25 protein-coding genes and 1 tRNA gene are annotated in these 23,595 nt (G+C 72.1%); 16 read left to right on the forward strand and 10 right to left on the reverse strand.

The genetic code is table 11. The features are described 5' to 3' along the window. Positions 1 to 153 precede the first annotated feature (153 nt). Positions 154 to 230, forward strand: a tRNA-Pro gene (locus V3T34_RS00530). A gap of 25 nt (positions 231 to 255) precedes the next feature. Continuing rightward, a complete protein-coding gene (locus V3T34_RS00535; protein WP_060849082.1) occupies positions 256 to 564 on the forward strand; it encodes an ETC complex I subunit in 309 nt (102 codons plus the stop codon). 114 nt (positions 565 to 678) lie between these two features. Here V3T34_RS00535 and V3T34_RS00540 read toward each other — a convergent pair whose 3' ends face one another. Then, the gene (locus V3T34_RS00540) at positions 679 to 1,278 is read right to left on the reverse strand and encodes an ActR/PrrA/RegA family redox response regulator transcription factor (protein ID WP_091884803.1); all 600 of its coding nucleotides are present in this window, start codon (positions 1,276 to 1,278) and stop codon (positions 679 to 681) included. Between the two features lie 42 nt (positions 1,279 to 1,320). Further along, positions 1,321 to 2,697: an ActS/PrrB/RegB family redox-sensitive histidine kinase gene (locus V3T34_RS00545; RefSeq protein ID WP_091884805.1), complete on the reverse strand. Its 1,377-nt coding sequence runs from the start codon at positions 2,695 to 2,697 to the stop codon at positions 1,321 to 1,323. 353 nt (positions 2,698 to 3,050) lie between these two features. Here V3T34_RS00545 and V3T34_RS00550 point away from each other — a divergent pair, with 353 nt between their 5' ends. Both V3T34_RS00550 and V3T34_RS00555 read left to right on the forward strand, forming a co-directional pair. Next, a complete protein-coding gene (locus V3T34_RS00550; RefSeq protein WP_060849079.1) occupies positions 3,051 to 4,328 on the forward strand; it encodes a polyhydroxyalkanoate depolymerase in 1,278 nt (425 codons plus the stop codon). Positions 4,329 to 4,524: 196 nt separating this feature from the next. Beyond that, positions 4,525 to 5,268, forward strand: a complete 744-nt coding sequence (locus V3T34_RS00555; RefSeq protein ID WP_331369082.1) for a M48 family metallopeptidase — start codon at positions 4,525 to 4,527, stop codon at positions 5,266 to 5,268. Positions 5,269 to 5,298: 30 nt separating this feature from the next. On the opposite strand, the gene V3T34_RS00560 is transcribed toward V3T34_RS00555, so the two are convergent. Further along, complete coding sequence (locus tag V3T34_RS00560) at positions 5,299 to 5,685, reverse strand: hypothetical protein (protein ID WP_060849078.1); 387 nt, start codon at positions 5,683 to 5,685, stop codon at positions 5,299 to 5,301. Positions 5,686 to 5,971: 286 nt separating this feature from the next. Here V3T34_RS00560 and V3T34_RS00565 point away from each other — a divergent pair, with 286 nt between their 5' ends. Genes V3T34_RS00565 through V3T34_RS00580 form a run of 4 tightly spaced genes read left to right on the forward strand, consistent with a single transcriptional unit; the run spans position 5,972 to position 10,753 of the window. Further along, a complete protein-coding gene (locus V3T34_RS00565) occupies positions 5,972 to 6,490 on the forward strand; it encodes an invasion associated locus B family protein (RefSeq protein WP_407942626.1) in 519 nt (172 codons plus the stop codon). Between the two features lie 20 nt (positions 6,491 to 6,510). Beyond that, the gene (locus V3T34_RS00570; protein WP_244533399.1) at positions 6,511 to 7,149 is read left to right on the forward strand and encodes a hypothetical protein; all 639 of its coding nucleotides are present in this window, start codon (positions 6,511 to 6,513) and stop codon (positions 7,147 to 7,149) included. An 8-nt stretch (positions 7,150 to 7,157) separates the two neighbouring features. Next, positions 7,158 to 9,131 carry a glycosyltransferase family 2 protein gene (locus tag V3T34_RS00575; RefSeq protein ID WP_305079662.1) on the forward strand — a complete coding sequence of 658 codons (1,974 nt, stop codon included), beginning with the start codon at positions 7,158 to 7,160 and terminating at the stop codon, positions 9,129 to 9,131. After that, positions 9,128 to 10,753, forward strand: a complete 1,626-nt coding sequence (locus V3T34_RS00580; protein ID WP_091884814.1) for a glycosyltransferase family 2 protein — start codon at positions 9,128 to 9,130, stop codon at positions 10,751 to 10,753. Before V3T34_RS00575 ends, V3T34_RS00580 begins: the two co-directional genes overlap by 4 nt. Before the next feature lie 127 nt (positions 10,754 to 10,880). Here the strand turns inward: V3T34_RS00580 and purC are convergent, their stop codons facing one another. Further along, positions 10,881 to 11,675, reverse strand: coding sequence for a phosphoribosylaminoimidazolesuccinocarboxamide synthase (purC, locus tag V3T34_RS00585; RefSeq protein WP_048429422.1), 795 nt, complete (start codon positions 11,673 to 11,675; stop codon positions 10,881 to 10,883). 364 nt (positions 11,676 to 12,039) lie between these two features. On the opposite strand from purC, the gene V3T34_RS00590 reads away from it, so the two are divergent. Next, positions 12,040 to 12,822: an HpcH/HpaI aldolase family protein gene (locus tag V3T34_RS00590; RefSeq protein WP_091884818.1), complete on the forward strand. Its 783-nt coding sequence runs from the start codon at positions 12,040 to 12,042 to the stop codon at positions 12,820 to 12,822. A 17-nt stretch (positions 12,823 to 12,839) separates the two neighbouring features. Here the strand turns inward: V3T34_RS00590 and V3T34_RS00595 are convergent, their stop codons facing one another. Next, complete coding sequence (locus V3T34_RS00595; RefSeq protein WP_060849073.1) at positions 12,840 to 13,520, reverse strand: alpha/beta hydrolase; 681 nt, start codon at positions 13,518 to 13,520, stop codon at positions 12,840 to 12,842. A 63-nt stretch (positions 13,521 to 13,583) separates the two neighbouring features. Continuing rightward, a complete protein-coding gene (locus tag V3T34_RS00600) occupies positions 13,584 to 14,285 on the reverse strand; it encodes a DNA-3-methyladenine glycosylase family protein (RefSeq protein WP_305079658.1) in 702 nt (233 codons plus the stop codon). 6 nt (positions 14,286 to 14,291) lie between these two features. Between V3T34_RS00600 and gluQRS the strand changes: the two genes are divergently transcribed. After that, positions 14,292 to 15,122, forward strand: a complete 831-nt coding sequence (gluQRS, locus tag V3T34_RS00605) for a tRNA glutamyl-Q(34) synthetase GluQRS (protein WP_060849071.1) — start codon at positions 14,292 to 14,294, stop codon at positions 15,120 to 15,122. Between the two features lie 8 nt (positions 15,123 to 15,130). Here gluQRS and V3T34_RS00610 read toward each other — a convergent pair whose 3' ends face one another. Continuing rightward, entirely contained in the window at positions 15,131 to 16,087 is a 957-nt protein-coding gene (locus tag V3T34_RS00610; protein ID WP_305079659.1) for a GlxA family transcriptional regulator, read from the reverse strand. 107 nt (positions 16,088 to 16,194) lie between these two features. Between V3T34_RS00610 and V3T34_RS00615 the strand changes: the two genes are divergently transcribed. Further along, positions 16,195 to 16,863, forward strand: a complete 669-nt coding sequence (locus tag V3T34_RS00615) for a DJ-1/PfpI family protein (RefSeq protein WP_091884832.1) — start codon at positions 16,195 to 16,197, stop codon at positions 16,861 to 16,863. An 18-nt stretch (positions 16,864 to 16,881) separates the two neighbouring features. On the opposite strand, the gene V3T34_RS00620 is transcribed toward V3T34_RS00615, so the two are convergent. Both V3T34_RS00620 and V3T34_RS00630 read right to left on the reverse strand, forming a co-directional pair. After that, entirely contained in the window at positions 16,882 to 18,930 is a 2,049-nt protein-coding gene (locus tag V3T34_RS00620; protein WP_407942627.1) for a M23 family metallopeptidase, read from the reverse strand. A 760-nt stretch (positions 18,931 to 19,690) separates the two neighbouring features. Beyond that, positions 19,691 to 20,332, reverse strand: coding sequence for a Crp/Fnr family transcriptional regulator (locus V3T34_RS00630; protein WP_305079663.1), 642 nt, complete (start codon positions 20,330 to 20,332; stop codon positions 19,691 to 19,693). A gap of 260 nt (positions 20,333 to 20,592) precedes the next feature. Between V3T34_RS00630 and V3T34_RS00635 the strand changes: the two genes are divergently transcribed. The 5 genes from V3T34_RS00635 (at position 20,593) to V3T34_RS00655 (ending at position 23,012) form a co-directional block, all read left to right on the forward strand. Beyond that, positions 20,593 to 20,793 (forward strand): cyclic nucleotide-binding domain-containing protein, encoded by a 201-nt coding sequence (locus tag V3T34_RS00635; RefSeq protein WP_331369080.1) that lies wholly within the window; start codon positions 20,593 to 20,595, stop codon positions 20,791 to 20,793. A 9-nt stretch (positions 20,794 to 20,802) separates the two neighbouring features. Next, on the forward strand, positions 20,803 to 21,363 hold the full coding sequence (locus V3T34_RS00640; RefSeq protein ID WP_331369081.1) for a Crp/Fnr family transcriptional regulator: 561 nt from the start codon (positions 20,803 to 20,805) through the stop codon (positions 21,361 to 21,363). Beyond that, positions 21,360 to 21,623 (forward strand): hypothetical protein, encoded by a 264-nt coding sequence (locus tag V3T34_RS00645; RefSeq protein ID WP_091884840.1) that lies wholly within the window; start codon positions 21,360 to 21,362, stop codon positions 21,621 to 21,623. The genes V3T34_RS00640 and V3T34_RS00645 overlap by 4 nt, the downstream gene beginning before the upstream one ends. A gap of 34 nt (positions 21,624 to 21,657) precedes the next feature. Continuing rightward, the gene (locus tag V3T34_RS00650; protein WP_305079661.1) at positions 21,658 to 22,434 is read left to right on the forward strand and encodes a Crp/Fnr family transcriptional regulator; all 777 of its coding nucleotides are present in this window, start codon (positions 21,658 to 21,660) and stop codon (positions 22,432 to 22,434) included. A gap of 347 nt (positions 22,435 to 22,781) precedes the next feature. Then, positions 22,782 to 23,012: a hypothetical protein gene (locus V3T34_RS00655; protein WP_060849064.1), complete on the forward strand. Its 231-nt coding sequence runs from the start codon at positions 22,782 to 22,784 to the stop codon at positions 23,010 to 23,012. 29 nt (positions 23,013 to 23,041) lie between these two features. Here the strand turns inward: V3T34_RS00655 and V3T34_RS00660 are convergent, their stop codons facing one another. Beyond that, on the reverse strand, positions 23,042 to 23,281 hold the full coding sequence (locus V3T34_RS00660; RefSeq protein WP_060849063.1) for a DUF6894 family protein: 240 nt from the start codon (positions 23,279 to 23,281) through the stop codon (positions 23,042 to 23,044). Between the last annotated feature and the right edge of the window lie 314 nt (positions 23,282 to 23,595).

Here is a 23,595-nt window from a genome sequence, read left to right on the forward strand (position 1 = left end):
GGGCCGACAGGCGGGCCCGGGTCCCGGCCCTTAGCGAGCCGGGACCCGGGCCACAAGGCGGGGCGATGCCGCGCGCGGTCCCGTGCGTACGCTTGCGCGCCCACCGGATTTTCACTAGGAACCGGGGGCAGGTGCAGGTGCATCTGCACGCGTCGGGGCGTAGCGCAGTCTGGTAGCGCATCTGGTTTGGGACCAGAGGGTCGCTGGTTCGAATCCGGCCGCCCCGACCATCCTCTCCATGGATCAGAGCCCGCGATGTCGACCGCCCGCATCTTCCGCCCTGCCAAGGATCCGAGCCAGTCCGGCCTCGCGCGGACCAAGCAGTGGACGCTGGAGTTCGACCAGACGAGCCCGCGCGAGACAGAGCCGCTGATGGGCTGGACCTCGTCCTCGGACATGCTGCAGCAGGTGCGGCTCGAGTTCGACACCAAGGACGAGGCGATCGCCTACGCCACCCGCGAGGGGATCGCCTACCGGGTCGAGGAGCCGCAGGAACTCCTGCGCCGCGGCCTCTCCTACTCGGACAACTTCAAGTACAACCGCACGATGCCCTGGACGCACTGACGGGATCGTGCCCGGTGGCCGGTCCGGTCGCTGGCGACGGGTGTGCGAGCCATGAATGAAGAGAGCCCGGCGCCTCGCGGCACCGAGCTCTTCTCGTGTCCGCCGCCATCCGGGTCAGCGCGGGGCGCGCTTGGCCAGGATGCGCTGCAGCGTGCGGCGGTGCATGTTGAGGCGCCGCGCCGTCTCCGAGACGTTGCGCCCGCACAGCTCGTAGACCCGCTGGATGTGCTCCCAGCGCACCCGGTCGGCCGACATCGGGTTCTCGGGCGGGTCGGCCCGCTCGCCCGGCTCGGCCATCAGGGTGCCGTGGATCTCGTCGGCGTCGGCGGGCTTCGCCAGGTAATCGAAGGCGCCGAGCTTCACGGCCGTCACCGCGGTGGCGATGTTGCCGTAGCCGGTGAGGATCACGCCGCGCGCCTCGGGCCGGCGCTCCTTCAGGCGGGCGATCACGTCGAGGCCGTTGCCGTCGCCGAGCCGCATGTCGATCACCGCGAAGGCCGGCGGCTGGGCCTCGACCGCCGAGACGCCCTCTGCCACGCTTTCCGCCACGTGGACCCGGTAGCCGCGCGCCTCCATCGCCCGGGCGAGGCGGGTCGAGAACGGCTTGTCGTCGTCGACGATCAGCAGGCTGCGGTCGGCATGGTTGAGGAGGGCGTCGCCCTCCGGGATGGTACCGGGCGCGGCCTCCGGGCTGAGTGTTCCGTACTGCGTCATCGAGCGACGCTCCTTCGACTTTCGATCAGTATGTTCAGGACTTTATATAGGAACGCCGGGGGCCTGCGTCAGGGGTGCGGCGCCCCCCGCAGCCGGGTTTCGGAGGCCTTTGACCTCCCTCTCGAAAATGTGACGTGTCCAACCGATCCGCACCACCGCCCCGGTCGAGGGGTCGACCGCGTTGGTGAGCGAGAGCTGTGCGCCGGAACGCTCGATCAGGGTCTTGGCGATGAACAGGCCGAGGCCGAGCCCCGTTCCCCCGTCGGTGCCGGCCGCCGCCGCGCTGCGGGTGCTGACATAGGGCTCGCCCACCCGCAGCAGCACCTCCGGGGCGAAGCCCGGTCCGTCGTCGCGGATCTCGAGCGTGACCCGGTCGGCGCTCCAGCGCGCCTCGATCGACACGCAGCTCTCGGCGAAGTCGATCGCGTTGTCGACGATGTTGCCGAGCCCGAACATCACCCCCGGGTTGCGCCGGCAGGCCGGCTCCGGGCCTTCGCCTTTCGTGGTCACGTCGAGGATGATGCCGAGGGCGCGCTGGGGCGCCACCAGCTCCTCGACGAGGTGGCTGAGGGTGATGGTCTCGATGAACCCGCCCTGGTCGGCGTCGAGCGAGGTGAGCTTGGCGAGGATGCCGCGGCAGCGCTCGACCTGGTCGCGCAGGAGCGCCAGGTCCTCGGCGACGCTCGGGTTCGCCGAGGGGCCGAGCTGGCGGTCGAGTTCCTTGGCCACCACCGTGATGGTGGCGAGCGGCGTGCCGAGTTCGTGGGCCGCCGCCGCCGCCAGCCCGTCGAGCTGCGACAGGTGCTGCTCGCGGGCGAGCACCAGCTCGGTCGCGGCGAGCGCCCGGGCGAGCTGGCGCGCCTCCTCGGCGACCCGCCAGGCGTAGACCCCCGTGAAGGCGGTGCCGAGCAGGATCGCGGTCCAGACGCCCGAGACGTACAGGAACGGCAGTTCCAGGGTCTCGCCGGCGAACCACGGCAGCGGCCGGTAGACGAGGGCGAGCATCGTCGACAGGCCGACGGCGAGGAGCCCCAGCGCCAGGGTGTGGGCCGGGGGCAGCGCGGTCGCGGAGATCAGCACGGGTGCCAGGAAGAGCAGCGCGAACGGGTTCTGCAGCCCGCCGGTGAGGAAGAGGAGCGCCGCGAGCTGGATGATGTCGAAGGCAAGGAGCAGCACCGCCGCGTCGTCGCTGAGCCGATGGCTCGCCGGGTAGCGGATGCGCAGCGTCAGGTTGAGCCAGGACGAGGCTGCGACGACGAGGAAGCACCAGCCGAACGGCAGGGGCAGGCCGAGGCCGAGATGGGCGCCGGCCACCGCGGCACCCTGGCCCGCCACGGCGAGCCAGCGCAGCCGCACCAAGGTGTCGAGGCGCAGGTGGCGGGCGTCCCGCACGGGATCGGTCTGCGAGGTGTCGGACATCGCGAAAACGATAGTGCGCCGCCGACCAAAGCCCAGGGCGGGGCGGCGGAAACCCTCGCGGCCGCAGCGCGTTTCCCAAACATGGCCGCGACGGGCCCGGCGGGTCGGTCGACAATGGGGTATGCCGGCGCCGCCGGGGACGGACGGCGCGACCTCGCCCCGCTGCGTCGCAAGCTTCCCGGGATACCCGCGGTAGTTGAGGTAAAAAGGGCACAGTGACGGGTTTCGACCGTTTCGTTTTCCTGAGATCTTGCCCTCCAATACCGATACTCTATTGTCTGGCTCCCAGATGGGACAGGCGTCTCCTGGCGGCGGGTGCGCGCGCCGCTGGGTCAATCGTGGACGGTGGCGTCATGGATCTCTCGTATTTCTGGTATGAAGCAGCGCACTGGATGTTGACGCCCGCCCGGGCGGCCGCCGACGCCACGCAGCTCGTGTTCAAGAACCCCGCCAACCCGATCACCTATACGTCCTACGGACGCACGGTCTCGGCCGCCTGCGAGATGTTTGAGCGCACCACGCGGCGCTATGGCAAGCCGGCCTTCAACCTGCCCACCACCACCGTCGAGGGGTTGGTCACCGACGTGACCGAGCGGGTGGTGTGGTCGAAGCCGTTCTGCCAGGTCATCAAGTTCGACCGCGCCCTGAAGCGCCCGACGGCCCAGGCCCAGCCGAAGGTGCTGGTGGTGGCGCCGATGTCGGGCCACTACGCCACGCTGCTGCGCGGCACCGTCGAGGCGATGCTGCCCGCCCACGAGGTGATGATCACCGACTGGATCGATGCCCGCATGGTGCCGCTCGAGGCCGGCCGCTTCGACCTCGACACCTACATCGACTACCTGATCGAGATGTTCCAGGCCCTCGGTCCGGACCTGCACGTCATCGCGGTGTGCCAGCCCTCGGTGCCGGTCTTCGCCGCCGTCGCCCGGATGGAAGCCGACGGCATGCCCGGCGTGCCGACCTCGATGACCCTGATGGGCGGCCCGATCGACACCCGCCGCTCGCCCACCGCCGTGAACTGCCTCGCCGCCGAGCGCGGCTCGGAATGGTTCAAGCGCAACTGCATCACCGTGGTGCCGCCGGGCTATCCCGGCACCTGGCGCGAGGTCTATCCGGGCTTCTTCCAGCTGTCCGGGTTCATGGGCATGAACCTCGACCGTCACCTGACGGCGCACTGGGACATGTTCAAGCACCTCGTGCACGAGGACGGCGACTCGGCCGAGAAGCACCGCGACTTCTACGACGAGTACCTGTCGGTGATGGACCTGACGGCGGAGTTCTACCTCCAGACCGTCAACACGGTGTTCGTCGAGCATGCCCTGCCGAAGGGCGAGATGCGCCACCGCGACAAGACGGTCGATCCGACGGCGATCCGCCACTGCGGCATCCTGGCGGTGGAGGGCGAGAAGGACGACATCTCGGGCGTCGGCCAGACGCTCGCCGCCCTCGACCTGACGCCGAACCTGCCCGCGGAGCGCAAGAGCTACTACCTGCAGCAGGGCGTCGGCCATTACGGCGTGTTCAACGGCTCGCGCTTCCGCGCCAACATCGCCCCGCGCATCTCCGCCTTCATGCACGAGATGCAGGGCACCGCGCAGGACGGGCAGGGGGACCTGCGCCAGGCGTCCTGAGCGGCCGGAGGCCACTCGCCCGAGCCCGATTCGATCCTCGTCTCCCGGCGCCCGACGGCGCCGGGATTTTTCGTCGGGTGCCCCGATGCCGTCGTCGCCCGCCCGCTCCCTGCGCGCCTGGTTCGCCGGCCTGCTCGCGCGGGTGGGACGCGGCGCGACCCTGGCACGCCGGGGTCCTTCCTCCTACAAAGGCGGGATGCGAGTCGCGCTCCTGCGCCGGTCGGCGCCCGAACCCTCCCACCTCACGGTCGTCCACGCCGGCACCAGCTACCCGGTCGCCCTGCGCCGCCGCGCGGCGGCCCGGCGCATCACCCTGCGGGTGTCGAGCGCCACCGGCGAGATCGTCCTGACGCTGCCCGAGCGCATCGATCTCGCCGCCGCGCAGCGTTTCGCCGAATCGCACGGCGCCTGGATCGCCGCCCGGGTGGCGAGGCTGCCCGAGCGCGTCGCCTTCCTGCCCGGCGCCGTCGTGCCGTTGCGCGGCGTGCCGCACCGCATCCTGCACTGGTCGACCGCCTCGGGCGCCACCGTCGCCACCGCGGCGCCGGACGGCGCGCCGGTGATCGCGGTCTCCTGCGGGGAACCCCACGTGGCGCGGCGGGTGCGCGACTTCCTGGAGGCCGAGGCGCGGCGCGACCTGACGGAGGCGGTGGCGCGCCATGCCGGCGCGTTCGGCCGCGCGCCCCGGCGCCTGACCGTGCGCGACACCCGCAGCCGCTGGGGTTCGTGCTCGGCCGCCGGCCACCTGAACTTCTCCTGGCGCCTGATCATGGCGCCGCCTTCGGTGCTCGACTACCTCGCCGCCCACGAGGTGTCGCACCTCGCCGAGATGAACCACTCGGACCGGTTCTGGGCGATCGTCGCGCGGCTCTACCCGGGCTACGACGAGCCCGAGGCCTGGCTGAAGCGGCACGGCACCGAGCTGCACCGCTACGGCTGACGGCCCCGACGCCCTCGGGGCCTCGCGAGGTCAGCCCTTGGTGCGCACCACCACCACGCGCTCCGCCGGCCAGGTCGGGCGCGGATCGACGTGCCCCGGATAGAGCGTGCGCGGCGCGATGCTGTCGCACAGCTCGCGCTGGCGCAGGATGATCTCGCCGTTCTCGCCCCGGCGCCGGATCACGCCGCCGTCGCGGCAGAAGCCGGCGATTTCGGCCGAGCGCGCCGCCCGGCGCCCGCGCGGGTTGCGGGGCACCGGCGGGTGCTCGACCGTCAGCGTGGCGTCCCGGTTGAGCGAACGCTCGACATAGGTGGTCTCGTCGACCGGCAGCGGCTCGGCCGCCGCGGCACCGGCGGCCAGCGCCGCGGTACCGGTGGCCAGGACCAGGAGGGCGAGGGAGGTGGCGGGAAGTCTCATCGGGGCGGCATCTCGCTGGGAAGGGGAGAGCGGGCGGGGTACGGGGAACGGGGCTCCCCGTGCTCCCGCTCCGTATGGGCCGGGAACCGTGCGAAACCCCTAACGGCCGGAGAGCGCCGGGCGCATCGCCGCCCACGATAAAGCTAAGCCTGCTCGCGTGCACGGGTTCCGTCCGCGGGGCCCGGATCGGCGCCTCGGCTTGACAGCATCCCTGCCCCGTGGTCGGAACGCCCCCGGACCGGCGCGTGGCCGGGGCAGCGGAGCGGTGAGCGGCGTGGGAGACAGCGTGCGACGGATCGGACGCCGGGTGCGGGCCGCCGCCCTCGGGCTCGCCCTCGGTGCGGGCCTCGGCCTGCCGGCCGGCAGCGCCCTGGCGCAGGGCGCGGTCAAGCAGACCTTCGACGACTGGCAGCTGCGCTGCGAGACGCCCGCCGGCGCCAAGGCCGAGCAATGCGCCCTGGTGCAGTACGTCGCCGCCGAGGACCGGCCGAACCTGTCCCTGGTGGTCATCGTGCTGAAGACCGCCGACAACCGCGGCACGCTGCTGCGGGTGGTGGCGCCGCTCGGCGTGCTGCTACCCTCGGGTCTCGGCCTCAAGGTCGACCAGGCGGAGATCGGCCGCACCTCGTTCGTGCGCTGCCTCTCCACCGGCTGCGTCGCCGAGGTGGTGATGGACGACAAGCTCATCAACCAGCTCAAGACCGGCCAGCAGGCCACCTTCATCGTCTTCCAGACGCCCGAGGAAGGGGTCGGCATCCCCCTGTCCCTCAAGGGGTTCAAGGACGGCTTCGACAGCCTGAAGTGATCGACGATCGGGAGAGGACCGTGACGGCTCGTTGTCTCCGTACACTCCGCCCCGGCGCGCTGGGTCTCGGCACGCTGGGTCTCGCCTTGGCTCTCGTGACGCTCGGCGCCCCGGCGCGGGCCCAGACCGCCGCGCCGCAGGAAGAGGGCAACCCCTTCGTCAACATCTTCAAGTACGGCAGCACCACCAAGCCGCCGGAAGCTCCGCCGAGCCTCGACGAGGTCTACTGCCCGACCATCGACGTCACCGAGGGCGGCTCCTCGCTCCAGACCCTCGCCGGCGGCACGGTGCGCACGCAGATCCGCCTCGGCCAGCTCAGCCGCGCGTGCCGGCCGGGGCCGAACGGCGGCACGGTCGTCTCGGTCGGCGTCCAGGGCGTCGTCCTGCTCGGCCCCGGCGGCGCCCCGGGCCGCTTCAACGCGCCCGTCACCATCACGGTGAAGAACGGCACCCAGATTCTCGCCCGGCGCACCCACCAGGGCGCGGTGACGATTCCCGCGGGCCAGGCCAGCGGCACCTTCACGGTGGTGGAGGACGGCATCGTCGTGCCGGCCGCCCTGGCGAAGGATTTCGACATCGAGGTCGGCCTCGGCAGCATGGGCAAGCCGGCGCGGGCGCCGCGGCGCAAGCAGGCCGCGCCGCCGCCGGCCGACGGTTGACCGCCCGGGTGGCATCCGGTTCCTGCCGCCTCGTTCCCCACCCGGACCCGGATTTCACCCGCGCGCTGATCCCCGGGCGGCCGGCGGCCGGGCGCTGGCTTTCCCTCGACATCGCCCTCGACCGCTTCGCCGACCCGGTCCGCCCGCTCCTGCGCTTCGTGCGCGCCGACGGCGGCCACGAGGACGCGCTGCTGCCGGGCGCGGTGCTGGGGCGCGCCACCTGGCTCGGCCCGGTGCCGCCCGGCACGACCGCCATCCTGCTCGCCGCCCCGGCGGAGGGTTTCCGGGTCGCGGCGCGGCTCCTGTCCCGCCCCGCCATGCTGGCGCTCTGCGCCCGTCGGCGTCCGGACAAGCTGCCGGTCGCGCTCTACCAGTGGCTGCGCCGCGACGCGCGCCGCCTGCGCAACACCCTGCGCATCGCCGCCGGGGTGATGCCGATCGACCGCTACCCGGCCTGGAAGGCGGCCCGCACCCGGCCGGCCGAGCCCGGCTTCGACCGGCCGCCGTCCGGTCCGCTGCCCCGCCTCGGCCTGATCCTCGAAGCGCTGCCCGAGGAGGCGCCGGCGGTGCGCCGCACCCTCGCCGCCCTGCTGGCTCAGGATCACCGCGACTGGTGCCTCGCCCTGCGCTGGCGCGGCCCGCCGCCCGCGGGAATGCCCGCCGATCCGCGGATCTCCGGCAATGTCCTGCCGGCGGGCGCCGCACTCGGCCACCTGCGGCCCGGCGACGAGCTGGCGCCCGACGCGCTGACCCATCTCGCCGCGGCATTCGCGGGCCCGGCGCCGGCGGACCTCGCCTACGCGGACAGCGAGACCGAGACGCCCGGCGGCCCGCGCCCGGCCCTCAAGCCGGGCTGGAGCCCGGACCTCGCCCTGACGACGCTCTATCCGGGCCGGCCGCTTCTGGTCGCGGCGAGCCTCGCGGCGCGCAGCGGCTGGAAGCCGGACGAGGGCGCCCGCGCGCTTCTCCTATCCGCCGCCCTGGCGGGCCCGGAGCGGGTTCGCCGCATCCCCCGCATCCTCTGCCGCACGGTGCCGGACGCGCCGGACCGCGACGGACACGCCGCCGACCTCGCCCAGGCCCTGCGGCGGACCGGCGCCCCGGCGGTCGTGGCGCGCCGGGGCGACGTCCTCGACCTCGACTGGCCCTTGCCCGAGCCCGCCCCCCTGGTCTCGGTGATCGTGCCGACCCGCGACCGGCCGGACCTGCTGCGCGTCGCGGTCCGGGGCGTCCTGCACGACACGGACTATCCGGCGATCGAGCTCGTCATCGTCGACAACGGCTCGACCGATCCGGCGGTGGCGGCGCTCTACGCCGAATGGGCGGCGGACCCCCGGGTGCGCCGCCTCGACCGGCCGGGCCCGTTCAACTTCTCCCGCCTCGTCAACGACGGCGCCGCCGCCAGCCGCGGCGCGGTCCTGGTGCTCCTCAACAACGACGTCGAGGTGCTGCATCCCGACTGGCTCTCCGCGATGGTGCGCCAGGCCCTGCGGCCCGGGATCGGCGCGGTCGGAGCCAAGCTCCTGTTCGGCAACGGCCGGATCCAGCATGCCGGCGTGGTGGCCGGGCTCGGCGGCCGGGCCGGGCACATCCTGCGCAACCGTCCGGCCGACACGCCGGGGCATCTGCGCCGCCTCACCGTGGCGCACGAGGTCGCGGGCGTGACCGCCGCCTGCCTGGCGGTGGCGCGCGACAAGTTCGAGGCGGTCGGCGGCCTCGACGCCGAAACCTTCCCGATCGACTTCAACGACATCGATCTCTGCCTGCGCCTCGGGGCGCGGGGCTGGAGGTCGGTCTGGACCCCGCGGGCCACGCTCGCCCACCACGAATCGGTCAGCCGCGGACCGAGCGTCGGCCCGGCCCGGGCCCGGTTCGAGGCCGAGGGCGACCGGTTCGCGGCCCGCTGGCGGGCGGTGATCCGCGACGACCCGTACTATCACCCGGCCTTCTCGGTCACGACCTTCGGGGAGGAGCTGGAATGAGGCTGCCGCCTCACCCGGCCTTCGACATCCTGCGCTTCGCGGACGGGCAGCCCGGGCCCGCCCGGCGCTGGCTCGTCCGGCTGCTCCTGGCGTTGAAGCGCCCGGGCGAGGCCCGGGACGTCGCCCGGGCTCTCCTCGCCGGCAAGCGCGTGCGGGCCCGCGACCGCGCCGCGATCCTCTGGGGCAGCCGCCACGCCCTCCGGCCGCTGCCGCCGCTGCCGCCGGACCGGGGCGAGGCGGGCCTCGATCTCCACGTCGCGACCCCGGCCGAGATCCTGTCGGGCGGCGCCGGCGCCGCCGCCCTCGTCGTGCTGACGGCACCGGGCCACCGGCTCGTGCCGGGTGCCGCCGCCGCGATCGCCGAGGCGTTCGCGGCCGATCCCGGACTCTTTGCTCTCTACGGCGATGCGGTGGTCCTCGGGGCCGGGGGCGAGCCCCGGTTGCCGGTGCTGCGCCCCGCCTTCGATCCCGACTACCTGCTCGCCGCCGACTATGCCGGCCCGGTGGTCGCGGTCCGCCGGACGGCGCTGGACCGGCTCGGGCTCGATCCCTCTCTGCCGGGCGTCGAGGCCGCCGACCTGCTGGTGCGCCTCGCGGCCGAGGACCCGTCCGCCGTCCGCCACCTCCCGCGCCTCCTCTCGACCTGGTCGCCGGCCGCGGCCTCCCCGCCCGAGGGCTGGGCGTCGTCGCGCCGGACGCTGGTCGAGCGCCATCTCGCGGGTGCCGGCCGGGTCGAGGCCGCGGGCGGTCTCCTGACCTTGCGCCGCGACCTGCCCGCGCCGCCGCTCGTCAGCCTGATCATTCCGACCCGCGACCGGGTGGAGCTGCTGCGGGCCTGCATCGAGAGCATCCGGGCCCACACGGACTGGCCGTCCCTCGAGATCATCGTCTGCGACAACGACAGCCGCCACCCGCGCACGCTCGCCTATCTCCAGCGGCTCGCCGCGGAGGGGGTCAGGGTGCTGCCCTGCCCGGGCCCGTTCAACTTCGCGGCGATGAACAACCGGGCCGCCGCCGAGGCTCACGGCACGCTCCTGGTCTTCGTCAACAACGACGTGGTGGCGCACCGCCCCGACTGGCTGCGGCGGATGGCCGAGGAGGCCCTGCGGCCGGAGGTCGGCGCGGTGGGCGCGAAGCTCCTCGACGTGCGGGAGCGGATCCAGCACGGCGGCATCGTGCTCGGCACCGGCGGCCTCGTCACCCACGCCCACCGCCATTTTTCCGGGACGGCGCCGGGCTACCTCGCCTCGCTCCGGGTCACGCACCGGGTCTCGGCGGTCACGGCGGCCTGCCTCGCGGTGGAGGCGAAGAAATTCCGGGCGGTCGGCGGCTTCGACGAGGCGGCCTTCGCGGTCGACTTCAACGACGTCGACCTGTGCCTGCGCCTCGACGCGGCCGGCTACCGGACCCTGATGGTGCCGGGCGCGGTGCTCCACCACCACGAGGCGGCGAGCCGGCGCTGGAATCCGGAGGCCCGTCTCCGCCACGAGGCCGAGGTGGCGGCGCTGCGGGCGCGCTGGGGGGAGCGGCTCGCCGCCGATCCCTGGTACCACCCGGGCTTCGATCCGCGGGCGGGGACGTACGAGAGGCTGCGGCCGTGGGCGGAGGCGCCGTTGCGGTGAGGCCCGGCCGCGGGGAGAGGGAACCCGCGTTCCTCGTCCCCGGACAGCCCTGTCGCCCTAACGGCGACGGGGCCACTCCCTCTCGGAAGCGACCCCGCCACATCGGACCGGACGGCCGTGGAGGCGCCTACTGCACCAGGCGCGGCCCGCCGGTCTGCACCTTCTCGTTCTCGCCGAGGATTCCGAGGCGGCGGGCCACCTCGGAATAGGCCTCGATCAGGCCGCCGAGGTCCTTGCGGAAGCGGTCCTTGTCGAGCTTGTCCTGGCTCTTGATGTCCCAGAGCCGGCAGGAATCCGGAGAGATCTCGTCGGCGACGACGATGCGCATCATGTCGCCTTCCCAGAGCCGGCCGGTCTCCATCTTGAAGTCGACGAGGCGGATGCCGACGCCGAGGAAGAGACCCGACATGAAGTCGTTGACCCGGATGGCCAGCGCCATGATGTCGTCGATCTCCTGCGGGGTCGCCCAGCCGAAGGCCGTGATGTGCTCCTCCGACACCATCGGGTCGTTGAGCTGGTCGTTCTTGTAGTAGAACTCGATGATCGAGCGCGGGAGCTGGGTGCCTTCCTCCAGGCCCAGCCGCGTCGCCAGCGAGCCGGCCGCCACGTTGCGCACCACCACCTCGAGCGGGATGATCTCGACCTCGCGAATCAGCTGCTCGCGCATGTTCAGCCGACGGATGAAGTGCGTCGGCACGCCGATGTCGTTGAGGTGCTGGAACACGAACTCGGAGATCCGGTTGTTCAGCACGCCCTTGCCGTCGATCACCTCGTGCTTCTTGGCGTTGAAGGCGGTCGCGTCGTCCTTGAAATGCTGGATGAGCGTGCCGGGCTCGGGACCCTCGTAGAGGACCTTCGCCTTGCCCTCGTAGATGCGACGGCGGCGGTTCATAGGCGTGTACCGTGGTTTGAGGAAGTCCATGGGGCCGAGGCTCCTGACGACGTGTGGGACCCGCGGCGCGGCGACCTCTCAGGAGAAGGTCGGGCCGGGGGATGCGTCGATCGGTGGCGTCCCGGCGGCCGGCGGTAAAATACCCGAACCGCGAAGGCAGCACAACGCGTTGGCCGGAGCGCCCGGGAGGCGCCCGGCCGCCGCTGCGATGATGGCGGTCGTTGGTCGCGACGATATGCGCACGCCGCCGCCCCGATGCAAGCGTGGCCGGAGGGGGCGGCATGTCGCGGGCGCGGGCGCTGTGCCTCGACGCCGCCGCCCGGCCTGACCTAAGCTCGCCCGCGCGGGCCGCGGCGAACGCGCGGCCGGCCAAAGCATGCCGGGAGGGACCACGATGGCGGAACGGGGTGGAGCGGTGGCCGCGCTGGCGGCGCGATTCCGCGAGGGCAAGCCGCTGATCACGGCCTGGTGCGGGATTCCCGAGCCCCTCGTGGCGGGGCTGCTCGCGGCCGAGGCGTTCGACGCCGTCACCCTCGACATGCAGCACGGCGCGCACGACTTCGACAGCATCAACCGCACGATCGCCCTGGTGGCGGCCCGCGGCAAGCCGACCCTGGCGCGGGTGCCGGTCGGCGGTTTCGCCACCGTGTCGCGGCTCCTCGATGCCGGGGTCTCGGGCGTCATCGCCCCGATGGTCAACACCGTCGAGGATGCGCGCCGCTTCGCGGCCCTGGCCAAGTACCCGCCGATGGGCGAGCGCAGCTGGGGGCCGAACCCGGCGCTGGCGCTCTCGGGCCTGGCGCCCGAGACCTACCTGCGCGAGGCCAACGGGATCTGCCAGACCCTCGCGATGATCGAGACCCGGGAGGCGCTCGCTGCCCTCGACGACATCCTGGCGGTGGACGGGATCGACGGCATCTTCATCGGCCCCTCCGACCTCTCGATCGCGCTGTCGAACGGCGCCGGCCTCGATCCGGACGGCACGGCGGTGCGCGACGCGCTCAAGCACGCCATGGCGCGCACCCGGGCGGCGGGCAAGCGGATCGGCATCTACGCCCTCTCGGCCGCGCGCACCCGCGAGCTGATCGCCGAGGGCTTCGACCTGATCGCGCTCACGGGCGATTCCGCCCTGCTGCGGGCCGGCGCCCAGGCGGCGCTCAAGGAGGCGCGGGGCTAAAAAACCCCGCCGCGCGGTCAGGCCATGCGGGAGGCCCGGGCGAAGCCCGCGGCGATGAACTGCCCGGCATGGTGCAGGGCGCCGTCGTCGATGCCGTGACCGATCCCGGCGGAGAGGTGCCACTCCGCCGGCACGTCGGCGGCGGCGAGCGCTTCCGCCGAGAGAAACAGCGCGTCGACCGGGATCACCTCGTCCTGGTCGCCGTGGGCGAGCAGCACCGGCGGCACCGCGGTGACCGCCGGCGCCAGGCTCTCGGGGCCCTTGCCCTCTTCCATGACCAGCATGCCGGACAGGCCGACCACCGCCGCCACCGGGGCGGGACGGCGCAGGGCGACGTGCAGCGCCATCATGCAGCCCTGGCTGAAGCCCACCAGCGCGAGCTGATGCGGCCCGAGGCCGTGCGCCTCGAGCTCCGCGTCCAGGAAGGCGTCGAGCGTCGGCCCGGCCCGGTTCACGCCGCGCCAGCGCTCCTGCGGATCGCGGAAGGTGAGCGAGAACCATTGCCGCCCGAAGCCCTGGATGCAGGGCTCGGGCGCGTGCGGCGCCACGAAGGCGGCGTCGGGCAGGAGCGGCTGCCATTCCTGCGCCAGGTCGATGAGATCGTTGCCGTCGGCGCCGAAGCCGTGCAGCAGCACGACGAGCTGGCGCGGCGTCGCGCCCGAGCGGGGCATCAGGCGCGGGCCGGTGAGGATCGGCATCGGGGTCGGGCTCCGGGTGATCGGGACGGGAGGCGGGCGGCGCCGGGGCGCCTTCGCGCCGACTTACGAAGAGAGAGGCGCGCCGTCGCGCGCCTTGGCCACCCGGTAATAGGCCCACAGGACCTTGGCGGCGACCCCGCGCCACGGGCGCCAGGCGTCGGCCCGCTGCACGAGGGCGGCGGCGCTCGGCCGGGTCTCCAGCCCGTCGGCGAGGCGCGCGGCCTCCTGGAGGGCGAGGTCGCCGGCCGGGAAGGCGTCCGGGTGGCCGAGGCAGAACAGCAGGTAGACGTCCGCCGTCCAGGGGCCGATGCCGTGGACCGCCACCATCAGCCGGTGGGCCTCGTCCGCCGGCAGCGCGTGCAGGGTGTCGAGCGGCAGCGTGCCGTCGAGGATTGCCGCGGCGGCCGCCCGCAAGGTCCGGATCTTCGGCGCCGAGAGGCCGGCCTCGCGCAACAGGTCGTCCGGCGCTGCCGCCAGGGCCTGCGGCGTCAGGTCCGGCAGGCGGGCGGTGAGCCGGCCCCAGATCGCCGCGGCGCTCGCCGTCGAGATCTGCTGGCCCACCACGATGCCGGCCAGGCCCGCAAAGCCCGGCGGGCGCTTGCGCAGGACCGGTGCCGCGCCCTCCGCGGCGAGCCGCGCCATCACCGGGTCGAGGGCGGCGAGCGCCGCCACGCCCTCGCGCAGCACCGCCTCGGAATCGAGGAGCGGCCCGGTGACGCCGGCGGCGTCCGGGCTTATGGCGGGGAAAGTCCTCGTCGTCCGCATCCCGCCGTGTCGCCTCCCCGCCTGCGCTTCGCCCCGAGCCCGAACGGGCGCCTGCATCTCGGCCACGCCTACTCGGCGCTACTCAACGCGGAGATGGCCCGGGCGCTGCACGGCACGCTGCTCCTGCGCATCGAGGACATCGATCCCCAGCGCTGCCGGCCGGAGCTGACCGAGGCGATCGTCGACGACCTCGCCTGGCTCGGCCTGGGCTTTCCGGAGCCGGTCTGGCGCCAGTCCGCCCGGATGTCCACCTACCGCGCCGCGCTCGAGGCGTTGCGCGCGCGGGGCCTCGTCTATCCCTGCACCTGCACCCGCCGGGAGATCCAGGCCGCCGCAGGCAGCCCGCGCGACCCCGACGGGGCGCCGCTCTATCCGGGCACCTGCCGCGGCCGGCCGGTCCCCGACGGCCCCCATGCCTGGCGCCTCGACACGGCGCGCGCGCTGGCGCTCTGCCCGGGCCCCCTTGCCTACACGGCCTTCGCGCCGGGGGAACCGGAGACCGTCCGGGTCGCCGATCCCGCCCGCTGGGGCGACGCGGTCATCGCCCGCAAGGACGTGCCGACGAGCTACCACCTCGCGGTGGTCCTCGACGATGCCGCGCAGGGGATCACCCACGTCGTGCGCGGCCGGGACCTCGAAGCCGCCACCGACCTCCACGTCCTGCTCCAGCGGCTCTTCGGCCTGCCGACCCCGCGCTACCACCATCACGACCTCATCCGCGACGAGGCGGGCGACAAGCTGTCGAAGAGCCTGCGCTCGGAGGCGCTGGCGGCGTTGCGCGAGCGGGGGGTGAGCCCGGAGGCGGTCCGGGCGCGGCTCGGCGTCCCGGCCCGGTGACGCACCCGTCAGCCGGCGAAGCGCTCGCGATAGGCGTGCGGGCCGGTGCCGACGCGGCGCAGGAAGCCCCGGCGCAACGTCTCTTCCGAGCCGAAGCCGCAGGCCCGGGCGGCACGCCCGACGCTCGCGCCCTGCTCCAGCAGCCGGCGGGCCGCCTCGATGCGGATCTCCTCCACGGCCCGGGCCGGGGTGCGGCCGGTCGCCTCGCGGTAATGGCGCGAGAAGCTGCGCGGGCTCATCGCGGCCCGGGCGGCCAGGGCCGGCAGCGAGAGATCCGCCGACAGGTTCTCGCGGATCCATGCATGCAGGCGGTCGAAGCGTCCGTCGCCCGCCTGGAGGGTCAGGACCGTGCTGAACTGCGCCTGCCCGCCCGGCCGCTTGAGGTAGACGACGAGCTGGCGCGCCACCGCGAGGGCGTGGTCGCGGCCGAGATCCTCCTCGACCAGGGCGAGGGCGAGGTCGATCCCGGCGGTGACGCCCGCCGAGGTCCAGACCGCGCCGTCGCGCACGAAGATCGGATCGGGATCGAGCCGCACGGCGGGATGGGCCCGGGCGAACTGGGCGCAACGTCCCCAATGCGTCACCGCCCGGCGGCCGTCGAGAAGCCCGGTCGCCGCCAGCAGGAAGGCGCCGCTGCACACCGAGGCGGTGCGCCGCGCCGCGCCGCTTCGCCGCCGCAGCCAGTCGACGAGGTCGCCGTCCAGGCAGGCCGCGTCGACGCCCTGGCCGCCCGCCACGACGAGCGTGTCCAGGGGCGTCCCCGCGGACGGCAGGCTCTCCGCCGGCAGCGGCAGGCCGGCGCTCGAGTCGATCGGGGTCGTCCGGGCTACCAGGGCGGTCTCGTAGGGACGATGCGGGCCGGCCGCGAGGTCGTTGGCGGTGGCGAAGACCTGGAGCGGCCCGGCGACGTCGAGGAGCTGGACGCCCGGGAAGGCCAGGATCTCGATGCGGCGCGCGTGCGGCATGGGGGATTTCGGCGAGGGGTGGCTTTGGCGGGAAACGAGGGCATTCTGGCGATCGCGCCGAGGCATGCGGGTTTACGCTGACCGGCGTCAACCGGGAGAACGCCCTCGTGTCGCTCAGCTTCGGAATCCTCGTCTTCCCGCAGGTCCAGCAGCTCGACCTGACCGGGCCCTACGAGGTCTTCGCCTCGGTGCCCGAGAGCGCCGTCCACCTGATCTGGAAGGACGGCGAGCCGGTGCGCTCGGCCACCGGCATCCCGTTCGTGCCGACCGCGACCTTCGAGACCTGTCCGCCCCTCGACGTGCTCTGCATCCCGGGCGGGGCCGGGGTGAACCCGCTCCTCGAGGACGAGGCGGTGCTGGATTTCGTGCGTGCCCGCGCCCGCGAGGTCCGCTACCTCACCTCGGTCTGCACCGGCGCGCTGGTGCTCGGCGCGGCCGGGCTGCTGAAGGGCAGGCGCGCGACGACCCACTGGTACGCGCACGACTTCCTCGCCCGCTTCGGCGCCGTGCCGGTGCAGGACCGGGTGGTGCGGGACGGCACCCTGATCACCGCCGGGGGCGTGACCTCGGGCATCGATTTCGGGCTCGCGGTGGTGGCCGAACTGCTCGGCCGCGAGGAGGCCGAGACGGTGCAGCTCACCCTCGAATACGCGCCGGCCCCGCCCTTCGGCGCCGGCACCCCGGCGGAGGCGCCCCCCGCGGTGCTGGAGCGGGCGAGGAAGCGCCTCTGCGGCTCCCGGGCGGCCCGGGAGGCGATCATCGGCCGGATCACCTGAGCCCGCGAGGGCGCAGGGTCAGCGCATCGCCTCGCGCTGGGCCAGGGTGGTGGGCGCGCCGGATTTCTGGATCAGCCCGTCGATCTGGTCGCGCTGGCGCCGGAACTCGGCGAGCAGCCGCCCGTCGAGCTCGCGGCCGCGGGGCACGCGGATCTTCATCGGGTCGACGAAGTGGCCGTTGATGATCACTTCGTAGTGCAGGTGGGCGCCGGTCGACAGGCCGGTCGAGCCGACATAGCCGATGATCTGGCCCTGGCGCGCCTTGGTGCCGGTGCTGACGCCGCGGCCGAACCGGGACATGTGGTTGTAGGTGGTGACGTAGCCGTTGGCGTGCTGGATCTCGACCCGGCGGCCGTAGCCCGAATCCCAGTCGGCCTTGATCACCGTGCCGTTGCCGGCCGCGAAGATCGGGGTGCCGATGCGGATCGACCAGTCGACGCCGGTATGGAGCTTGGCGTAGCCGAGTACCGGGTGGCGGCGGTAGCCGAAGCCCGAGCTCATGTTGCCGTCGGCCACCGGCTTGCGCAGCAGGAACTTCTTCAGCGACCGGCCGGCCTCGTCGAGGTAGTCGACGCTGCCGTCGTCCGGCGACTGGAACCGGTAGATCCGCCGCGACTCGCCGCCGAGGTTGAGGGCCGCGAACAGGATGTCGGGCCGCTCGGACGAGCCGCCGGCCTCCTCGTCGTAGGTGTAGAACAGCTCGATTCCGTCGCCGGTGGCGACGCGGCGCTGGAAGTCGACGTCGTAGCCGAAGATCCGCACCAGGTCCTCGACGGTCGAGCGCGGCAGGTCGTGGCGCGCGGCGGTCTCGTAGAGGCTGGCATAGAGGCGCGCGCCCGTGCCCTCCTCGTCGTCGTCCGCCTCGGGCTTGGCGGCGGGCTTCTGGGCCACGCCCTCCGGCACCGGCGGGGCCACCGATACGAAGCCGCCGCGGTCGTTCATCGCGGCGATCGCCTCGACGCCCGACTCGCCGTATAGGATCACCCGGGTGAGCTGGCGCGGATCGCCGAGCTTGGGGCCGGGCCCGATCTGGAGCCGCATCTGCTGGCCCTCGCCGACCGCGCCGGAGCGGACCCGCGTGCCCAACGCCGCCAGGATCGGGCGGATCTGCTCGTCGAGGCCGCCATTGGCCTTGAGCACGCCCTCCAGCGTCTCGCCGCGCTTGATCGCGACGTCGCGCTCCTCGACCAGGGGCGCGTCGCGCTCGCGCTCCATCTTGGCGAGGTCGGTGACGTTCTCGCGCATCACCCGGACCTCGATCGACTTGAACGGGCCGGACGCGCCGCCGAAATCGGCCGTGCCGTCGAGGCCCGGCAGGGTCGTCATGCTGCGCAGCGTGCGCGAGAGCATCAGCTGCGGGGCGATGGGCAGCGCCGCGCGCCGCCCGGCCTCGGCGGCGAGGCGCCGCTCCTCCTCGATCTGCGCCGCCACGTCCTCGTCCGAGAGGGCGGGGGAGCCGGCCGGCACCGCGAGGTCGCCGAGGTCGCGCTTGACCACCGACACCTCGGCGTCCGGCGCGTCGGCCGTCGCCGATTGGGCATCGGGCGCGCGCTCGAGCCCCGGATCGCTGAAGAACCGCATCGGGTCGAAGGGCGGGATGTCGGTCGCCGCCATGCCGGCGGTGGTCGAGAGCGCGGTGGCGATCCGCACGAAGGGCCGGACCTTGATGATCTCGCGCTCGCCCGCCCGCAGGGTGACGGGCGCCTTGAAGCTCTGCTTGGCGAGCGCCACCATCGGGTTGCGCACCAGCCGGTCGCCCTTGCGGGTGAGGTTGGTGCCGCCCTCGCTCGCCACCGGACGCGGGGCCACCGCCACCGCCTGCGGCAGCTCCGCGAAGGTGACCTCGCCCTGGAGCGAGACCCAGATCGCCGAGCCGATCAGGCCGGCGCCGGTCATGCCGGTGAGCACGCAGGCGGCGAGCCAGCGCAGGTTCACGTCCCGGCGGTCGGCCCGCGGCGAGGCGGCGCCCGTGAGGTCGAGGGGCGGTTCGCGGCCCGGATCGGCCGACCGGCCGCGTGGCGCCTGCTGGGATCCGACCGGGTCGAGGCGCGCGCGCTTCACCGTCACTCCTTCGCCTTCTCGTATCGGTGCCGCGACACGGCGCGATCTGGCGCCGCGGGGCCGGGCAGGGAGCGCTCCGCGCTGCCGCGACCATGCGTGGGCGACGCCTGGAAATCAACGGCGGGCGGGGCCGGCTCCCCAGGGGGATCCGTCCGGCTTCCTCGTCGGTCTCTCCGGCGCCAGGATGTCAGGATTGAGGCCGTTCCGCGGTCGGCGCCCTCAGGCAGGCATCGACGGCACCTTGCGATGCGCGATCGACGGCGAAGGGCTGCTGCGAGAGGCGGGAATGATTGGTCGGAGCGGCAGGATTTGAACCTGCGACCCCCACGTCCCGAACGTGGGAACGCACAGGTGCGTTTCCTAGAGAGCTTCACGATCGCGTTGCCATCGCGAAGCTCTCTAAGTCTTTGTTTTGTCGCATTTTCTGCGACGAACCGGTTTCCACTTCGTCGGAAGATGCTCTAACCACCAAAACCGCGCTCTCACACGGCCTGGACCCGATGCGGACCAGGCGGTGACCGCCGTCGAGGGGCGCTCGCGCGGCGGGATCGCGTATGCCCGCACCGTCCTCACGGAGCCGGCCGGGGCCTGGACCTCGGAGCAGTGGATCCTGCACGGCGCGGGGCACGCCTGGGCCGGCGGCTATCCGGCCGGGTCCCGACGCCAGCCGCGAGATGATGCGGTTCTTCCTGGCCCACCCGCGCCGACCGGCACCCGCCGGCGAGGCGGCCACCGCCTGACCGGCCGCGAGGCTGCGGGCGGCGCCTTACGGGGAGACCAGGCGCCCCTCGACGAGGAGGCGCTCGTACTCGGCCTCCGGGCCGCCGTAGCAGGCCCCGGCCTTCGCGAGCAGCGCGGCGCGGTCGAGGATCGTGATGGCGCCGCGCTCGGTCCGGATCATGCCGGCCTGCTCGAACGCCGACAGCGCGGTCGTCAGTCCCGGACGGTTGATGCCGAGCATCAGCGACAGGAAGCGATGCGTCGTGGGCAACTCGTCGCCCCTGGTGCGGTCGTGGCACATCAGCAGCCAGCGTGCGAGGCGCTGGTCCACCTTGTAGCGGGTGTTGGCGAGCGCCGTGCCGGCGATCTGCACGGTCACCGAGTAGGCGTAGCGCAGCAGGAAGGCATGCAGGTCGGGGCTGGTCCCGAGGATCTCACGCATGGCATCCGCCTCCAGGCACCAGGCGTAGCCGCTCGCCTGGACCCGTCCCTCGTGCGCGCCGCGATCCGTGCCCATGAGGACCGGCAGGCCGACGAGGCCCTCCCGTCCGATCAGCGCCAGCTCGATCTGCCGTTCGTCCGACGCCGTCGCGATCACCGAGAGGATGCCGTCCTCGATGAAGAGGATGTGCCGGATCGGAACACCCGGCGCCATCAGGACTTCCCCTACACGCAGCGGCACCGTCATCAGGTGAGGTTGGAGCCGCGCAAAATCCGCGGGCGGAAGCGCCGTCAGCAGACGGTTGTGGCAGGCTCTCTGGACGGACACGATCCCGACCTCGTTGGGGGCGGGAGCCAAGTACCCTCACCGCTTGCGCCGGGTTGCATCTGCACGCGACGACCCATGTATGATCTTAATCGTCGCCGATCGCAAGAAAACAATCATAAGACTGGGCGGAGGTCAGATTTGCGACATATATTGTCGCATCTCTCTGACTGATGTAGCCGATGCAGGACGCACTGATCCGAAAGCTCGAGAGTTTCGAGGAATTGACCGAAGCGGATCGCGAGGCATTGAGTGCCTTGACGCTCCGCATTCGAAAAGTGCCTGCGCGCACCGACCTGATCAGCGAGGGCGATCCGCCGAACAGCGTCCACTTGATCCTCGACGGCTACGCTTGCCGCTACAAGGTTCTGCCGGACGGGTAGCGCCAGATCATGGCTTATCTCGTGCCCGGTGACTTCTGCGACCTGAACGTCTTCATCCTCGATCAGATGGACCACAATATCGGTACGATCTCGGCGTGCCAGGTCGTAGACATCCCGAGGCAGGCCATCGTCGAGATCACGGACGACCATCCCCGGGTCACGCAGGCCCTGATGTGGTGCGCCCTCGTCGACGAGGCGGTCCTGCGCGAGTGGCTCGTCAACGTCGGAGGCCGCCCCGCCAACCTGCGGATCGCCCATCTCATCTGCGAGCTTCTGCTCCGCCTGGAGGCCGTGGGTCGCGTGACGGGCAACAGCTTCAGCTTCCCGTTCACCCAGATCGACATCGCCGACACGATGGGCCTGTCGAACGTGCATGTGCATCGCACGCTGCGCGACCTTCGCTCGCTCGGCTTGATCGCGCTCAAGCGCCGAACCCTGACCATCCTGGACGTGCCGCGGCTGAAAGCCCTGTGCGGCTACAACCCGAATTACCTGCACCTGAAGAACACACGGTGGGGCGCGCGCCGCCGCATTCCATGGCCGAGCGTCGGCCGACGAGGCTCGGGATGACGCGCACGCACAACGTCGAGACTCTCGTCGTGCTTCAACCGATCGGCGTCGACACGGGCAGCGACGATCGTGAGGGTTTGCTGGTGATGGCCAACGGGCTGCTGGTCGGGGTGCTCGTGCGGCTCGATACGCCCGGCCACGAGCAGATCCACGGCTGGTTCCTCGAGGCGGGGTTCGGCCGCCTCGCCGGCCTGCGGGCACCCACCTTCCACACGCCGGAAGCGGCGACCCGCTGGCTGCGGCAGCGGTTGAGACGGTGAGCCGGATGGCCCTGCCGCATCCGAGGAGCGCATCGTGAGCGACCCGTCACCGCGGCGGCCGGTCGCGGATGCGGCCGCGGACGTCCCGCGCTCCGACCCCCACGCCCTGATCGCCAAGCTCGAACGCGGCGCGAGCCTGACGGATGCCGACCGGACGACGCTGGCGGCGGTGACGAGCCAGCGGAGGGTGGTGTCCTCCCACGTCGACCTGATCCGGGAAGGCGATCGCCCCGAGAGCGTCTTCCTCGTCACCCAGGGCTTCGCCTGCCGCTACAAGATCCTGGTCGACGGCCAGCGCCACATCCTCGGCCTGCTCGTACCAGGAGACACGTGCGACCTGCACGTCGCCATCCTGAGCCGCATGGACCATTCCATCGCCGCCCTGACGGCCTGCGAGATCGTGGAGATTCCGCGGGGCACCATCGTCGAGCTGACCGGCAACCATCCCCGCATCGCGCAGGCGCTCTGCTGGGCGACGCTGGTGGAGCAGGGGATCCTGCGCGAGTGGTTGACGAATCTCGGGCAACGCGGGGCGGACCAGCGGATGGCGCATCTCTTCTGCGAACTGCTGCTGCGCTTGCAGGTCGTCGGGTTGGCCAACCGAACCGATTGCGTCATGCCGCTGACGCAGGCCCATCTCGCCGATAGTCTCGGCCTCTCGATCGTCCACACCAACCGCACGCTGCAGCACCTGCGCAGCCTGGGTCTGGTCGATCTCAAGCAAAAACGATTGAATATTCCAGATGCGGCGCGGCTGAAGGATTTTTGCGGCTTCAATCCGAATTATCTGCACCTCTCTCGGCGGGCGTAAGTTTTCATCCAAGGTCCGATTCGAGAGGTGATGCCGTGCGGCGAGCGGCCTGGACTTGGTGCGAGGGCCGACCGACGCAGGGCTTGGGTCGCTCCCATCGCAGATTTTGCCCACGCACCGACCCGGGCGGATGAGGGCGTGGGTTGGCCACGGCGGCAGGGACGCTGCCGACGGGCCCGGGACGGCCACGGCGGTCGTGCCCGCCGACCCACGAGGCGTTCGGCCTCGAGATGGGAAGGACCCGCAGGCGGGTATCGGCCTGGACACGTGCTTCGTCACGCCGCGCGCAATCAAGCCCCACTTCAGGTCCCACTTGCCGCCCAGCATTCCGTGGCTATCTCGTCAGCATGACTGAAAACACGACGTCCTTCGCCTACACGGTCGCGGCGTTCGCCAGCGAGGGAGAGGAGAAGGAAAGTGTTGCCGTCTATGGCATTCTCGCCACGTCGCCGCACATGGCCGTCGAGGCGGTGCGGCAGATGATGCCGCGCGACGTGCATGTCGAGCTTGCCGGCACCCTCTCCAGGAAGGTCGCGCGAGCCCTTCGGCTGAAGCAGGGCGAGGCCAGGCGGCTGTGACCCGAGCCGTCCGGGAGCGCCCCCCACGCTCACCGGTCTACCAGCAGTCCTGAAAATGTCAGGGTGGCGGCGTAGACGGTCCGACGATCGTCGTTGGTGACCATCACCGTGATCGTGTGGCGGTCCCCATCTCGCGGGATGGAGTCCAGCGCCATCGCCGGCAGGGTGCGCTTCGCGTGTCGGCAGGCTTCCTCGATATTCCTGCACTCGACACCGACGTCATCGCGACTCCAAACCCCGTCGTGGATGTCGAAGTAGAATCTGGGCATCGCACTCTCCATCCGAGCCGTCCGAGCGTGCGCACGTCTCGCAGCCTCTATCCGGCATGATGGAAGCTGGAAACGATCGACGATTACCACAAGCAAATCCCCGATCGCCGACTATTTTTTAAATAAATCAAACACTATATGTCGGAAATCCGACCATAATCACGATTCGAAAAACTTGCTATTGAAGGTGATCAGCCCCCACGGGGTGGCCCGAGTGGAATGTTAGTGAACCGTGGGCCTTTCCACCACGGGTAGCTTGGCCGGCGGAGCCGGTCGGGCGAGCGCAGCCGGCCAAGCGGTTAAAGCTGGCACGA

The sequence above is a fragment of the Methylobacterium ajmalii genome (assembly GCF_036448855.1).
GTDB lineage: Bacteria > Pseudomonadota > Alphaproteobacteria > Rhizobiales > Beijerinckiaceae > Methylobacterium > Methylobacterium ajmalii.